This window comes from Hylemonella gracilis ATCC 19624, from assembly GCF_000211835.1.
Taxonomy (GTDB): Bacteria; Pseudomonadota; Gammaproteobacteria; order Burkholderiales; family Burkholderiaceae_C; genus Hylemonella; species Hylemonella gracilis.
The window spans coordinates 66,977-78,902 of the sequence record NZ_AEGR01000102.1 but is presented as its reverse complement, the minus strand read 5'-3'; the positions used below and the strand labels follow the sequence as shown (position 1 = coordinate 78,902).

The following is an 11,926-nucleotide window of genomic DNA, read 5'->3' as shown; positions in this document are numbered from 1 at the left end:
GTGTCAGGGTTGAGTTACAGATTTCACGCGGCGCGTCGAAAACATAGGAGACAGAGGCAAAGGGATGAAATGCCACGCTGTGAGACCGCTTGCGTTCGTGAAGCGGTGCCAACGGTGTCTTTTGATAGGTGCCCTCAATCCCTTTTAATAAAGAAATAACTTTCACCAAAGAGAGCAAAGCTCATGAAATTCTTCGACGACCTGCGCGTGGCCCAAAAACTGTGGGCCACAGTGCTGCTATTGATGCTGTCCCTGCTGACGCTATCGGTGGTGACGCTGCTGCGTTTTGAGGATGTGGCCGACTCCGCGCTGCAGCAAGTGCGCACAACCGAGGGGCGCATCACCACCGCAACGCACTGGCGCGACCGCGCGGCACACGCCATGGACATGTCCATGAGCCGCATGGTGTCCACCGACCCGGCCCTGGCCCAGCAGCTGAGCGAGAAGGTGGCGGCCATCACCGCCAGCCTGAACCCGGTGCAGGAGAAGATCACCCAGGAAGCCACCTCACCGGAGGAAAAGGCCGCCCTGGAGGCGGTGGTCGCCGCCCGCGCGGAAGTTCGCGGCCAGACGCCCAAGATCACCGAAATGATCAACCAGGGCGTCGACATGGCCACGCGCCAGGCCTTTGTGGAGAAAGAATACAAGCCGCGAGCGACGGTCTACATCGGTGCGATCAACAAATTCGTCGAAATCCAGGAGAAGAACCGCGATGCCGCCGTGGCCGAGGCCGCAGCCGCGCAGACCCGGTTGCTGGTCATCGCTTTCGCCTGCGCGGCGGTGATCTTCATCCTCGGCATCCTCCTCGCCATGTACCTGATCAGTGCCATCACCAAGCCGCTGGCCCACGCGGTCAAGGTGACGGAGGCGATCGCCAGCGGAGATCTGACGGTCACGGTCATCGTCCGGCGCACCGACGAATTCGGCAATCTCTTGCGCGCGACCGCCTCCATGGTTGAGCGCCTGCGCGGTGTGATCACCGAAGTCCGCTCCAGCGTCGAGGCCGTGAGCTCGGCCTCGGGTGAGATTGCCAGTGGCAACACCGATCTCTCGGCACGCACCGAGCAGATGGCCGCCAATCTGGAAGAAACTGCCGCCAGCCTGGAAGAGTTCACCTCGACCGTGGGGCAGTCGGCCGACACCGCCACCCAGGCCAACCAGTTGGCTTCCAAGGCGGCGCAATCGGCCCAGGAGGGCGGCAACGTGGTGCAGCAAGTGATCGAGAGCATGAAGCTGATCACCGATGCGTCCACCAAGATCAACGACATCATCGGCGTGATCGACGGCATCGCCTTCCAGACCAACATCTTGGCGCTCAACGCGGCGGTGGAGGCGGCTCGGGCGGGTGAGCAGGGCCGAGGCTTCGCGGTGGTCGCGGGCGAGGTGCGCAGCCTCGCGCAGCGCAGTGCCGAAGCCGCCAAGGAGATCAAGGGCCTGATCGGCAACTCGGTGGACGCGGTGCAGATGGGCTCGATCCAGGTGGCCCAGGCGGGCAAGGGCATGGAAGAGATCGTGTCCGGCGTCAAGCGCGTCTCCGACTTGATCGGCGAAATTACTGCCGCCGCCGCCGAGCAGCGCGATGGCATCAAGCAGGTCAATCAGGCGGTGACCAACCTGGATCAAGTCACCCAGCAGAACGCGGCCCTGGTCGAGGAGTCCAGCGCGGCGGCGTCGTCCCTGCGGGATCAGGCCCGTCGCTTGTCGGAAGTGGTTGCTGTGTTCAAGGTCCAGCAGCAGGCCCTGGCGGGAGCTCCCGCTGCGTCGGCGCCTCAAGCCGCGCCGCGCTCGGCCCCCAAGGCACGGCCCGCCGCCGCCGCACCCCTGAAGACGGCGCGCACCTCCGCGCCCCGTCAATTGGGCAACAGCACTGCAGCAGCATCGGAAGACAAAGACGGCTGGGGCCTGTTCTGAGTTGGACGCGGTTCTTTCAACCGCACACGGCATGGGCCCCTGGTTGCCAGACCTGGGTGCGATTGCGGCCCTGGCGCTTCGCGGCGTAGAGGGCCTGGTCCGCGCAACTGATCAGCGCTTCGCCCTGTTCAGCGTGCAGGGGAAAGGCCGCGACGCCGCATGACAGGGTCACGGTCAGAGGGGGCGCCTCCTTGGCGCTGACGCGCATCGGTGTCTGGCCAAATGCCGTGCGCAAGGCCTCGGCGCGCTGGGCCGCGGTTTCCAGGGAGATGTCCGGCAGCAACAGCAGAAATTCCTCCCCGCCATAGCGGAACACCATGTCCTGCGCCCTCACGTGGCGCTGCATGAGCTGGGCCAAGCTTTGCAGCACCAGGTCGCCGACGGCGTGGCCTCGGGTGTCGTTGATGCACTTGAAGTGGTCGACGTCGATCAGCACCACCGCCAGCGAGGAGCGAGCAGCGCGGCAGCGCGCGAGTTCGGGCTCGAGCACCTCACCCAGATGGCGACGGTTGTACAAACCCGTGAGCGGGTCGCGCACGGCCTGCTCGCGCAGGCGGGCTTGCAAAGCGTTGATTTTCTTGTACTGCTCACGCAGTTTCAGATTGCTCTTGCGCCAAGCCAAGGCGCGCTGGTGGCCCGTGTGACCGAAGGCCACCAGATAGAGGGTGAGGGCCACCATGGACAAAACCGTCGCGGCGACGCCGGTGTCCGGATTCAGCGGGTAGTGCAGGCCACTGAACCAGACCACCGCGGCGCCCAAGCCCATGGCGCCCACCAGTCTCGGCACGCCAGTGCGTCCGCCATAGAACGCCACGAAGTTGATGTTGTTGCAAGCGAACAGCACGAAGCTGAGCCAGGTTGGAAAGCCCAGGGCGGCGGCCCAGGCGCCGCTGGCCGCGCAGTCCATCATCAGGTGGGGCATTTCAGCGCGCAACTGATCTCGTGCCAGCCGCGCGCGCCAATAGAGCAGATGGGGGTAGATGTAGAACTGAGCGATCAGCAGCCCCCAAAGCCACGAAGGGGCTCCGATGTCCAGCAGGTGCGCACTCAGAGGAAGTCCCAGCAGCGCGCAAACCAAAAAACGATTGGAATAGTTCATGCGCACCAGCCAATGCGCGCGCGCACGATCCGTCGGGTGTTTCGAGCCCTTGCGCGCGACTCTGCGCGAAGTTCTGGCGGTGAATTCGGGCGCGGTGCCCCCCTGCGCGCTGGTCGCGGTGCGGGGAATCTCTCCCATCAGGTGGATGGGTTGACGGATATTCATGGGGTGCCGGGTGACGAGCAAATCCGGACACTCTAAATTTGAAGTCCCGCTGGGGTCCATCCCAGGAATGGGGGAAGGGCATACCCTCGCGGGGCACCGGTACCGAAGGCCCTCTCTGGCCCGGGAAACACTAAAGCTCGGCGCCTTCGACCAGGAAGCGCAACCGGCGCACCCCTTGCCATTCGTCGGCTTCCAGTCGGAAGGCCAGCTTGACCCGGCTGTGGCTGGGGGGCAACGGTTCGGCGCGGCCAAACCAGATGCCATCAACCGGCTGACCTTGATGCCTGAGCTTGAGCGCCAGATGCTTTTCAGCCACCAGCCGCTGCGAGAGCACTTCCACCTCTTCGCTGAAGGTGGGGGGGGCGAAACCCTGTCCCCAGACCTCGCGTGCCAGCGCGTCCACCACGTCCGTGCGGCGGTACTCAGCGGGCAGCGCGCCGTCGGTCTCGATGCGGCGTGTCAACGTGGCTGCATCCAGCCATTCGCGCGCGACCTCGTCCAGCGCCCGTTCGAAGACCTCGAAATGGGCTTCGGCGATGGTGCAACCCGCCGCCATGGCATGACCACCAAAACGCAGCAGCACGCCCGGATGGCGCTTGGACACCAAGTCCAAGGCATCGCGCAGGTGAAACCCGGGGATGGATCGCCCCGAGCCTTTCAGCTCGCCTTCATGGCCGGGCGCTCGGCTGGCGGCGAAGACGAAGCTGGGGCGGTGCAGTTTGTCCTTCAGCCGCGCGGCGACGATGCCGACCACGCCTTCGTGGAAATCGGGGTCGAAAACGCAGAGCGCTGAGATGTTGGCCCCCACGCTTGGCACTCCCGCGTCCTCGCTGCCCCCAGTCGCAGGCAGGTCCTGCGCGTGGTTCGGACCGGTGGGGCTCACCGTCTTGGGGCGACCTGGCGACGGCTCGGTGGCTCCTCTGCGGGCGAAAATTTGCTCGACGATCTCCAGCGCCTGCGCCCGCATCTCGCCTTCGATCTCGCGTCGCTCGCGGTTGATGCCGTCGAGCATTCGGGCCAGCTCGTCGGCGCGGCCGACGTCGTCGGTCAGGAGCAACTCAATGCCCAGCGTCATGTCCGCCAGCCGCCCGGCGGCGTTGATCCGCGGACCGAGCGCGAAACCGAAATCGAAGGCGCTGGCCTGCGCGGGCTTGCGGGAAGCGACATCGAACAGGGCGCGCAGGCCCTCGGGCATGTGGCCCGCGCGGATGCGTTTCAGCCCTTGTGCGACCAAGCGGCGGTTGTTGGCGTCCAGCTTCACCACGTCGGCCACGGTGCCCAGCGCCACCAGGGGCAGCAGCGCGTCGAGTTTGGGCTGCGTGGCGGGGTCCAGCACCCCGCGCGCGCGCAGCTCCGCGCGCAGCGCCAGCAGCACGTAAAACATCACGCCCACGCCCGCCAGGGACTTGCTCTCGAAGGCATCACCCGGTTGATTCGGGTTCACGATGACGTCCGCCTGGGGCAGTTCGGCCGCGGGCAGATGGTGGTCGGTGACCAGCACCCGCATGCCCAGTTCGCGCGCCAGCGCCACCCCCTCCATGCTGGCGATGCCGTTGTCCACGGTGATCAGCAAATCTGCGCCGCTGTCCTTCACGCGTCGGCTGATGGGAGCGGTGAGGCCGTAGCCGTCCACCACCCGGTCGGGCACGATGTAATGCACGTGGCGCGCACCCAGCATGCGCAGGCCGCGGATGCCAACGGCGCAGGCGGTGGCACCGTCGCAGTCGTAATCGGCCACGATGCACAAGCGCTGATCGGCGGCGATCGCGTCGGCCAGCAGGATGGCGGCTTCGGCCGTGCCCTTGAGCGTGGTCGGTGGCAGCAAGCGCGCGAGGGCGTCGTCCAGCTCTTCCTTGTCGCGTACGCCGCGGGCGGCATACAGGCGCGCCAGCAGGGGATGCACGCCGGCCTGTTCGAGTGCCCACGCCACGCGGGGTGGTACATCACGGGTGACGATCTTCATGCGCGGACCAGCAATTCTGCGAGGGCCTCATTCTTGCGGCGCGGTTGCAGGCGTCGACGCAGGCGACGCCAGAATCCACCAGAGGTGGGCTCGGCGTGGTCCCAGGTGAGGAGGGTGTGGAGACCGCAAAGCACGAGACGGGTCGGTGCGGGCTCGGCGTGCGAGGCCGTCTGCATTCGCGCATCCAAATCGCGCCAGGCGTCGGCCCAGGCCCGCCAATCACCTCGGGTGTAGCCGAGCAACGCAGGCTCACGCAGAGAGTCCAACACGGCCCAGGTGTCCTGCGGCATGGGCGTCGCGTCCAGCGCGCCGCAGCCATGGAGCCAGAAGGAGTTCACCGAGGGCAGGCCCCGTGCCTCGCGTGCGTCGTTGGCGGCGAGGGTGTAGAGCAGCATTTGCATCTCGTTCTGCAGGCGGCGCAGCAGCGGGGCGCCCGGGGATGTGGACGGCAGCCAGGGCGCCACGTCCCCGCCCAGTGCCAGCACGCGCTCGGGCGCGGGGCTGCGCAGGCCACGCAGCGCTTCGCCGCAGACCAGCCACTGCCCGGGGGTGTCGATGTGCAATGTCAGGCCGTCTTCGGCGAAATACGGTCGCATGGCGGCGCAGAAGGCTCGGGCCTCGGCTTCGTCCAGCCGCAATTGCGCCGGGTCACTCAGGCTCACTTGAGTCTGGCCGACGCCCTGGGGCAGCACCCAGTGCGCGGGTGTGAGGAAGGCCCACGCCGTGGTGCCGGCGTCGGGCAAGCCCAGGGCCTGCGCGCGCAATGCGGCCCAGGGCGGGGACTGCGGGTCCAGGCCTTGGGCCCGGGCCAGGACGTCTTCGTGCGCGTTGACCACGCCTTGCGCGGCCAGGCGCCGGGTCTGCGGTGCGGCGTGGTCCAGATGGTTGCGCAGCCAGGTCAGTCCGTGTCCGCGCGCGGCGGGGGCGTTCTTGAAGGCGGTAAACAGCGCCGCACGGGCGGCGGGCACGGCCTCGGCGTCGTCCACCAGGGCATGGGGAATCAGGAACTGCTGAAAAGGCATGCGCCGATTGTCCTGTACAGTCCGACCGCTTCGAGCAATCCGCAAAAGAAACGACGGGACCTGCATGGAATGGCCTTATGAACTGAGCCTGGGCTGGCGCTACACGCGCGCCGGCCGGGCGACGCGGCGCAATGGCTTCATCTCTTTCATTTCTGGGGTGTCCATGCTGGGCATCGCGCTCGGGGTGGCCGCGCTGATCATCGTGCTGTCCGTGATGAACGGTTTCCAGAAGGAAGTGCGCGACCGCATGCTCGGCGTGGTCTCGCACATCGAAATCTATTCCGCCGACGGGCTGGCCCTGCCCGACGCCGGGCGCACGCTGGAGCTGGTGCGCCAGCACCCGCAGGTCGTTGGGGCGGCCCCTTTCATCGCCGCGCAGGCCTTGCTGGCGCGGGGCGAGGACATGAAGGGGGCCGTGCTGCGCGGCATCGTGCCCGGCCTGGAAGGCCAGGTGACCGACCTCGCCGAGGGACTGCAAGGGGAGGCGGGCAACGCCCGCGTGCTGGAGCGGCTGGTGCCGGGGGAATTCGGCATCGTGCTCGGCCGTGAGTTGGCGCGTCAGCTGGGTGTGCGCGTGGGCGATCCGGTGACGCTGATCGCGCCCAGCGGCCAGGTCACGCCCGCTGGCGTGCTGCCGCGCATGAAGCAGATGACGGTGGTGGGTCTGTTCCATTCCGGCCACTACGAATACGACGCGGGCCTGGCGCTGATGCACGTGGCCGACGCCGCGCGCATCTTCCGGCTGGAAGGTGCCACCGGCATCCGCGTCAAGCTCAAGGACTTGCACCAGGCGCGTGAGGTCGCCTCCGACCTGGTCATCAGCCTGACCCGGCAGCAGAACCACGACCTGGTGGTGCGCGACTGGACGCAGCAGAACCGCACCTGGTTCGCCGCCGTTCAATTGGAGAAGCGCATGATGTTCATAATCCTCACGCTCATCGTCGCGGTGGCGGCCTTCAATCTGGTGTCCACGCTGGTGATGACGGTCACCGACAAGCGCGCCGACATCGCCATCCTGCGCACCCTCGGCGCGAGCCCGGCTAGCATCATGGGGGTGTTCGTGGTGCAAGGCTCGCTGGTGGGCGTGATCGGCACCTTGGCGGGCCTGGTCCTGGGCCTGGGCGTGGCGTTCAACATCGACGTGCTGGTGCCCGCCCTGGAGCGCCTCCTGCACGCCAGCTTCCTGCCGCAGGACATCTACCTGATCAGCCGCATGCCCAGCGAACCGCTGGCCAGCGACATCGTGCCCATCGCCCTGATTTCCCTGGTGCTGGCTTTCGCGGCCACGCTGTACCCGAGCTGGCGTGCCAGTCGCGTGAATCCCGCGGAGGCGCTGCGGTATGAATGAGCACCCCCAGGCTCCGCTCCCTTCGTTCGCTGCGCCACCCCCCTCAAGGGGGCGCTCCCAGTGGCCCGGCGAAGCCGGTTCCACGGGAGCCCGCACCTTGGTTTTGGGGAGTATTGGATGAGTGTCCTGAAAGAAACGCTGGTGTTGGCGGCCAATGGTTTGGAAAAGCGCTACACCGAAGGTCGGCTCGACGTCACCGTGCTGCGTGGCGTGGACTTGCGGGTCAGCGCCGGTGAAATTCTCGCCATCGTCGGTGCCTCGGGTTCGGGCAAGAGCACGCTGCTGCACTTGCTGGGCGGGCTCGATGCGCCCAGCGCGGGCCAGGTGAGCCTGATGGGGCGGGATTTCTGCACGCTCACGCCGACGGTGCAGGGGCAATTGCGCAACCAGCACCTGGGCTTCGTGTACCAGTTCCACCACCTGTTGCCCGAGTTCAGCGCCCAGGACAATGTGGCCATGCCGCTGTGGATACGCCGCTTGCCGCGCGCTGAAGCGGCGCAACAGGCTGCGCGCGTGCTGGAGGCCGTGGGCCTGGGCGAGCGCCTGTTGCACCGCCCTTCCGAACTCTCGGGCGGCGAACGCCAGCGCGTGGCGATCGCGCGGGCGCTGGTCACCCGGCCGGCCTGCGTGCTGGCCGACGAGCCCACGGGCAACCTCGACCGCGGCACGGCCGAGGGCGTGTTCGATTTGATGCTGAGCCTCGCGCGCGAACAGGGCACGGCCTTCATCGTGGTCACGCACGACGAGACACTGGCGGCGCGTTGCCAGCGCACGCTGCGGCTGGACCGGGGCTTGCTGGTCACTTGAGGGCGACTGGAGATCAATCCAGGGACGATCAGTCCCACGGCTGCCCTGGTTGACGTCACCGGGGGACCTCCCGATTTACTTTTCCTTTACCCAGGTTTGCACGTGATGCATCGGGGCGCCACAGCCCTGATTCATCATCGGTTCCGAGCAACTTGACTGGGCCTGACCTCATGCCCAGTAGACAGGTTTGCGATGGAGAGCCTATGAACATGCACCCCCGTGATGCGGCTGTTCAGACCGCGTCGACCTCGGTTTTGCCCGTGACGGTCGACGCGCTGGCCCGCGAAATCTACGAGTCCGCCTCGCCAGCCGTGCGCGCGCACATGAAGGCGCAAGCCTGCGCGCGCGTGGTTCCCGAGTTGACGGTCGAGGACCGCGCCAGGCTGCTGCGCTTGCTGACGCAGCCGAACCCGGCCCTGCTGGACGAAATCCAGAGCGAGGAACCGGATTGGGCCAGCTCCGGCGCTGGAGCGGCCTTGCTGTGGATGGTCGAGGTGGACCACCAGGACCACAGGCCCTCGCGTTTTCCGGGCTGAGGCGGCGTGGTCGTCTGGCCGTGCATCAGGCCACGCGGTGGAACCAGAGCATCGACAGCGTGGCGCTGGCGATCACCAGCAAGGCGCCCAGCAAGGCCAGCAGGGCGGTGATTTCGGTTTCCTTCTTTTCGATCGTCAGGCGCGAGCTCAGGGTTTCGTAGACCTGCGTCAAGGCCTCGGCCGAGGCCGCGTGGAAATACTCCGCGCGCGTCTGCTGCGCGATGTGCTTGAGCGATTCCTCGTCCAGCCGCGCGTGCATCGACCAGCCCTCGAAGCCGACCGTCACGCCCTCGACCGTGCCCACGCCCACGGTGTAGACGCGCACACCCCGCTCGGAGGCCAGTTTGGCGGCTTCCAGCGGGTCTATGCCCGTGGTGCGTTGTCCATCGGTGAGCAGGATGATGGCCGCGGAGCCGTAGGAGCCAGGGGCCACGGGCGTGGGTGGGGGGCCTGCGGGGGGCATGTCCAGCGATGGGCCACGCGGCTGTCCGGGACGGCCATAGGAGAACTGCCCCAGGTCGATGCCGACCTCCGGAAAAATCGCCGCCAGCGACAGCACGATGCCGTTGCCAATAGCGGTGCCGCGTTGCAACTGAAAGCGGTCGATGGCTGCGTTCAAGTCCTCGCGGTTGGTGGTTGGCAGCTGCGCGATCTGCGCCGAGCCCGCGAAAGCAACGATGCCGACCTTCACGTGGCGGGGAAGATCGGCCAGGAAAGCCCGCGCCGCGGCTTGCGCTGCTTCCATCCGGCTCGGCGCCACGTCGGTGGCGCGCATGCTGCCGGACACGTCGATGGCCAGCATGATGGTTTCTTGCTGGGTCGGCAGGGCGATCTTGGCCAAGGGGCGTGCCGCAGCCAACAACAGCGAAGCCAGCGCGAGCAGCAGCAGGGCGGGGGGAAGGTGCCGTCGCCACGTGCGTTGGGGCGTCATGGCTTGTTTGATGAGTGACAGGCTGGCGTACGGCAAGACTTGACGGCGTTTGCGCCGCCACAGCCAGACGTACCAGCCCACCAGCAGGGGCAGCACCAACAGCATCAACAGCAGCGTGGGCCAGAGGAAACTCATGCGACCTCCTTCTCGACCAAGCGCAGCCCGCGGTCGGCCTGCGGGACTGCCCCTGGCCGGTTCGCGCCTGCGCGAGTGCGCTCAGCGCGCAGGCGGACAAAGCGCAGCAGCGCGGGCAATAGATCTTCCTCCGCCGCCAGTTCCAGCAGATCAAGACCGGCTCGGGCCAGGCTGTCTCGGAGGGCGTCCTCGCGCTGGGCGGCCAGGTGCGCGAAACGCTCGCGAAACACCGGGTCTTGTGTGTCCACCAGCAGCACTTCACCGGTCTCCACGTCCTGCAAGGGCAGCAGGCCGAGGTCAGGCAATTGTTGTTCCAGCGGGTCGTACAGACGCACGGCCACCATGTCGTGTCGGCGCGCCAGATGCGCGCACGGGCGTTCCCATCCCGGTTCGCTGAGGAAGTCCGAGAGCAGGAAGACCGCGCTGCGGCGGCGCAGCAAGTGGTTGGCCGCGTCCATCAGTTCATGCAGTCGGGTCGGGCCCGCGTCCGTCTGCGCGGCCTTCTTCGGCGGGCTGTGCAGCAGGTGCAGCAGCCGCAGCACATGCGGGCGGCTGGTGCCCGGCGGCAGGATGGCGCGCACGCCCCGGTCGTAGATCACGGCACCGACACGGTTGCCACGGCGCGTCAGCAGGCGCGCCAGCACGGCGACGACATCGATCAATTGCGCGCGCTTGGGTCGCTGTCCCGAGCCGAAGTCGAGCGAGGCGCTGAGGTCGATCAGGAACCAGGCGCTCAGTTCACGGTCCTCGGCATGGACGCGCACATGGGGGTGGCCCACGCGTGCCGTGACATTCCAGTCGATGTGGCGCACGTCGTCCCCATCCTGGTATTCGCGCAGATCGGCCAAGTCCAAGCCCGCGCCTCGCAGCAGGGTGCGATGGTCGCCCTGCAGCAGGCCATCGAGACGGCGCAGCACCGTCCACTCCAGCCGCTGGAGGGTACGTTCGGGCGCGTACTGCGTTGGCATGATTCAAGCCGCTTTGTCGTGCGCCACGACTTTGGCGGGCAGGGGCACGCGCGACATGATCTGGCCGATCAGCGCGTCGCTGTCCAGCCCCTCGCTCAACGCCTCGTAGGACAGCACCAGGCGGTGCCGCAGCACGTCGGCCGCGAGGTCGCCGAAATCCTCGGGCAGCGCGTAATTGCGACCTCTCAGCAGGGCCAGGGCGCGCGCGCCTTCGACCAAGCTGAGGGTGGCGCGTGGGCTGGCGCCAAAGCTCAGCAGCCTTTCCAGTTCGGGCAGACCCGCGCGTTTGGGCTCCCGCGTCGCGGCGACCAGACGGACCGCGTACTGCACCAGCACCGGATCGACATACACCGCGCGGCACCAAGCCTGTAGCCGGACCAGCTGCGCCGAGTCTGCGACCGCGGCGGGCTGCGCGGGGGCCTCGCCGGACACCGCGCCCGTGACGCGCTGGGCGATCACGAACTCCTCTTCTTCGCTGGGGTAATCCACCAGCACCTTGAACATGAAGCGGTCCACCTGTGCCTCCGGCAGCGGGTAGGTGCCCTCGGTCTCGATGGGGTTCTGCGTGGCCATGACCACATACGGTGATGGCAGGCGGTGGCTTTCACCGGCGATGGTCACTTGCCGCTCTTGCATGGCTTCGAGCAGGGCGCTTTGCACCTTGGCGGGCGCGCGGTTGATCTCGTCGGCCAGCAGCAGGTTGGCGAACACCGGTCCGAGCACCGTGCCGAATTCGCCCGTTTTCTGGTTGTAGATGCGCGTGCCGATCAGGTCCGCGGGCACCAGGTCGGGCGTGAACTGGATGCGCTTGAACTGGCCCTGCACCACCTGGGCCAGCGTCTTGACGGTCAGCGTCTTGGCCAGGCCCGGCGCGCCTTCGACCAACAGGTGCCCCTGCGCCAGCAAGGCCACCATCACGCGTTCCAGAAAACGGTCTTGTCCGACGACCACGCGCTTGACCTCGTACAGCATCTGTTCCGTCAGGCGGGCAGCCTGCGCGGCATCCGCGGGCGTAAGGTTCTGGGAGGGTGCGCTCATGGT

10 protein-coding genes are annotated in these 11,926 nt (G+C 67.1%); 4 read left to right on the top strand and 6 right to left on the bottom strand.

The window, feature by feature from the left end:
* Positions 1-183: 183 nt before the first annotated feature.
* Entirely contained in the window at positions 184-1,911 is a 1,728-nt protein-coding gene (locus HGR_RS18020) for a methyl-accepting chemotaxis protein (RefSeq protein WP_006299327.1), read from the top strand.
* Positions 1,912-1,927: 16 nt separating this feature from the next.
* Here the strand turns inward: HGR_RS18020 and HGR_RS15565 are convergent, their stop codons facing one another.
* From HGR_RS15565 to HGR_RS15555, 3 genes are all read right to left on the bottom strand, one after another.
* The gene (locus HGR_RS15565; RefSeq protein WP_237701428.1) at positions 1,928-3,175 is read right to left on the bottom strand and encodes a sensor domain-containing diguanylate cyclase; all 1,248 of its coding nucleotides are present in this window, start codon (positions 3,173-3,175) and stop codon (positions 1,928-1,930) included.
* 130 nt (positions 3,176-3,305) lie between these two features.
* A complete protein-coding gene (recJ, locus tag HGR_RS15560; RefSeq protein WP_006299325.1) occupies positions 3,306-5,138 on the bottom strand; it encodes a single-stranded-DNA-specific exonuclease RecJ in 1,833 nt (610 codons plus the stop codon).
* Entirely contained in the window at positions 5,135-6,160 is a 1,026-nt protein-coding gene (locus HGR_RS15555) for a hypothetical protein (RefSeq protein ID WP_006299324.1), read from the bottom strand. The genes recJ and HGR_RS15555 overlap by 4 nt, the downstream gene beginning before the upstream one ends.
* 64 nt (positions 6,161-6,224) lie before the next feature.
* Here HGR_RS15555 and HGR_RS15550 point away from each other — a divergent pair, with 64 nt between their 5' ends.
* The 3 genes from HGR_RS15550 to HGR_RS15540 all read left to right on the top strand — a co-directional run bounded on the left by HGR_RS15550 (position 6,225) and on the right by HGR_RS15540 (position 8,851).
* Entirely contained in the window at positions 6,225-7,508 is a 1,284-nt protein-coding gene (locus HGR_RS15550; RefSeq protein ID WP_006299323.1) for a lipoprotein-releasing ABC transporter permease subunit, read from the top strand.
* Between the two features lie 117 nt (positions 7,509-7,625).
* The gene (gene lolD / locus HGR_RS15545) at positions 7,626-8,315 is read left to right on the top strand and encodes a lipoprotein-releasing ABC transporter ATP-binding protein LolD (RefSeq protein ID WP_006299322.1); all 690 of its coding nucleotides are present in this window, start codon (positions 7,626-7,628) and stop codon (positions 8,313-8,315) included.
* A 203-nt stretch (positions 8,316-8,518) separates the two neighbouring features.
* Positions 8,519-8,851 (top strand): hypothetical protein, encoded by a 333-nt coding sequence (locus HGR_RS15540; protein ID WP_006299321.1) that lies wholly within the window; start codon positions 8,519-8,521, stop codon positions 8,849-8,851.
* 25 nt (positions 8,852-8,876) lie between these two features.
* Here the strand turns inward: HGR_RS15540 and HGR_RS15535 are convergent, their stop codons facing one another.
* Genes HGR_RS15535 through HGR_RS15525 form a run of 3 tightly spaced genes read right to left on the bottom strand, consistent with a single transcriptional unit; the run spans position 8,877 to position 11,923 of the window.
* Positions 8,877-9,917: a VWA domain-containing protein gene (locus tag HGR_RS15535; protein ID WP_006299320.1), complete on the bottom strand. Its 1,041-nt coding sequence runs from the start codon at positions 9,915-9,917 to the stop codon at positions 8,877-8,879.
* Positions 9,914-10,885 carry a DUF58 domain-containing protein gene (locus HGR_RS15530; protein ID WP_006299319.1) on the bottom strand — a complete coding sequence of 324 codons (972 nt, stop codon included), beginning with the start codon at positions 10,883-10,885 and terminating at the stop codon, positions 9,914-9,916. The genes HGR_RS15535 and HGR_RS15530 overlap by 4 nt, the downstream gene beginning before the upstream one ends.
* A gap of 3 nt (positions 10,886-10,888) precedes the next feature.
* Positions 10,889-11,923 (bottom strand): AAA family ATPase, encoded by a 1,035-nt coding sequence (locus HGR_RS15525; protein WP_006299318.1) that lies wholly within the window; start codon positions 11,921-11,923, stop codon positions 10,889-10,891.
* Between the last annotated feature and the right edge of the window lie 3 nt (positions 11,924-11,926).

Coding starts and splice junctions, on each gene's coding strand:
- recJ (WP_006299325.1), bottom strand. CDS start 5,138: ATGAAGATCGTCACCCGTGATGTACCACCCCGCGTGGCGTGGGCACTC.
- HGR_RS15530 (WP_006299319.1), bottom strand. CDS start 10,885: ATGCCAACGCAGTACGCGCCCGAACGTACCCTCCAGCGGCTGGAGTGG.
- HGR_RS18020 (WP_006299327.1), top strand. CDS start 184: ATGAAATTCTTCGACGACCTGCGCGTGGCCCAAAAACTGTGGGCCACA.
- HGR_RS15565 (WP_237701428.1), bottom strand. CDS start 3,175: ATGAATATCCGTCAACCCATCCACCTGATGGGAGAGATTCCCCGCACC.
- HGR_RS15555 (WP_006299324.1), bottom strand. CDS start 6,160: ATGCCTTTTCAGCAGTTCCTGATTCCCCATGCCCTGGTGGACGACGCC.
- lolD (WP_006299322.1), top strand. CDS start 7,626: ATGAGTGTCCTGAAAGAAACGCTGGTGTTGGCGGCCAATGGTTTGGAA.
- HGR_RS15525 (WP_006299318.1), bottom strand. CDS start 11,923: ATGAGCGCACCCTCCCAGAACCTTACGCCCGCGGATGCCGCGCAGGCT.
- HGR_RS15550 (WP_006299323.1), top strand. CDS start 6,225: ATGGAATGGCCTTATGAACTGAGCCTGGGCTGGCGCTACACGCGCGCC.
- HGR_RS15535 (WP_006299320.1), bottom strand. CDS start 9,917: ATGAGTTTCCTCTGGCCCACGCTGCTGTTGATGCTGTTGGTGCTGCCC.
- HGR_RS15540 (WP_006299321.1), top strand. CDS start 8,519: ATGAACATGCACCCCCGTGATGCGGCTGTTCAGACCGCGTCGACCTCG.